Below are 1,357 nucleotides of genomic sequence, written 5' to 3' on the forward strand. Positions count from 1 at the left end.
CACTGGAACTAAGGCATAACCCAACTGATGCGCCCACACTTTCAAAATTTCAAGATTTCGCGTGTACATCATGATTGCCTCGAGTTTCTTTAAACTCGGTAAATGATTAGGCATACCCACATTTCCGTAATTACAGATCGTGTTGTGTGAATCACCTGTAACCTGAGCAATTTCTTTTGGTGAAATCCCTTGAGTTTGGTTAATCATTTTAAAAATGGCAGTTTGAGCTTCTCTACTCAGTGAAATTTCTTGCATTGTGAAATCCTTGTTTTCTTTCACGTATATTTTTAAGCAAAGAAAAGAAATAATTTGCTTGTGGAATATTTAATTGATCAACGCTTGACGGTCTGCTTTTAATTTTCCTTCGGTAAGAATTTCAAAAAGCGCTTGGGTACGTGGCGGGATGCCTTTTTTTTCCCATTCCCAAACAGTGGTTCTTCCATAATTTATTTTTTGAGCCAAAAGTGCGTTGTTCTTAACGCAATAATGCTCTCGCAACTCTGCAACATTCATATTCCAGTAACCGAATTTTTATTGTTCGGTTAAGTGAAACACAGATTCGTGTATTCGTCAATAATTTAGTTCACAATTCCGAACAATAGTAGGGGGTTTTTATGGATACGGCTGAACGCATAAACTTGAGAATGAAGGAACTTGAGTTGACTCAAGCTGACCTCATAAGAGGTACTGGGGCTGGGCGTGCCACAGTTCATGGGTGGGTTAATGGAACAAACAAACCAAGTGCAAAACATATTGGGGCTTTATCCACAGCATTAAAAACAACTCCACAATGGCTTTTAGATGGAGCTGGCTTAAGATCTACTGATGCTTACCAGTCTGAGAGTAATGTTTCTTTTACTAATACCCCTTTACGACAAATACCTTTACTAGACTATGTGCAAGCAGGTTTGCTTAATGAAGTTGGTTATGACGGAATAAATCCCTTAGGAATAAGCTGGACAACCTATGAAAATTTGCGTCCAGAATGTGTATTCTCGCTAAAAGTTGAGGGTTTAAGCATGGCTCCAGAATTCCAACCTGGGGACGAGCTTGTTGTTGATGGCTCGCTTGAAGCCAAACCTGGTTCGCTTGTTATTGCACAAGAGATTCAACATGGAGTAGCAAGAACAACTTTTAAAAAGTACCGTGTAATTGGTGTAAATGAGTTTGGTGTTGATGTTATTGAACTTGTCCCTTTAAACCCTGATTACCCAACACTCAACTCAAATCAAATTGAAATATCTATCATCGGAGTTGTTGTTGCACATAATAGAAGCCTTAAGTACTAAATATCCCCACAGTATTAAGCACTAAGTTGATTGCTCAACCTTACGAAAAAAAGGAAAGAATAATGATC

At 38.5% G+C, this 1,357-nt stretch carries 3 protein-coding genes; 1 reads left to right on the forward strand and 2 read right to left on the reverse strand.

Going from position 1 to position 1,357, the window contains the following annotated elements; all coding sequences use genetic code 11:
• Nucleotides 1-255 (reverse strand): phage regulatory CII family protein (locus tag C9E89_RS22590; protein ID WP_322887911.1); only part of this gene is annotated, 255 nt, incomplete at its 3' end.
• Nucleotides 256-324: 69 nt separating this feature from the next.
• Nucleotides 325-513, reverse strand: a complete 189-nt coding sequence (locus C9E89_RS22595; protein ID WP_107010304.1) for a hypothetical protein — start codon at nt 511-513, stop codon at nt 325-327.
• 101 nt (nt 514-614) lie between these two features.
• Between C9E89_RS22595 and C9E89_RS22600 the strand changes: the two genes are divergently transcribed.
• Complete coding sequence (locus C9E89_RS22600; RefSeq protein ID WP_107010305.1) at nt 615-1,289, forward strand: LexA family protein; 675 nt, start codon at nt 615-617, stop codon at nt 1,287-1,289.
• Nucleotides 1,290-1,357 lie beyond the last annotated feature (68 nt).

Origin of the sequence: Acinetobacter sichuanensis (genome assembly GCF_003024515.2) — a bacterium.
GTDB classification, from domain to species: domain Bacteria; phylum Pseudomonadota; class Gammaproteobacteria; order Pseudomonadales; family Moraxellaceae; genus Acinetobacter; species Acinetobacter sichuanensis.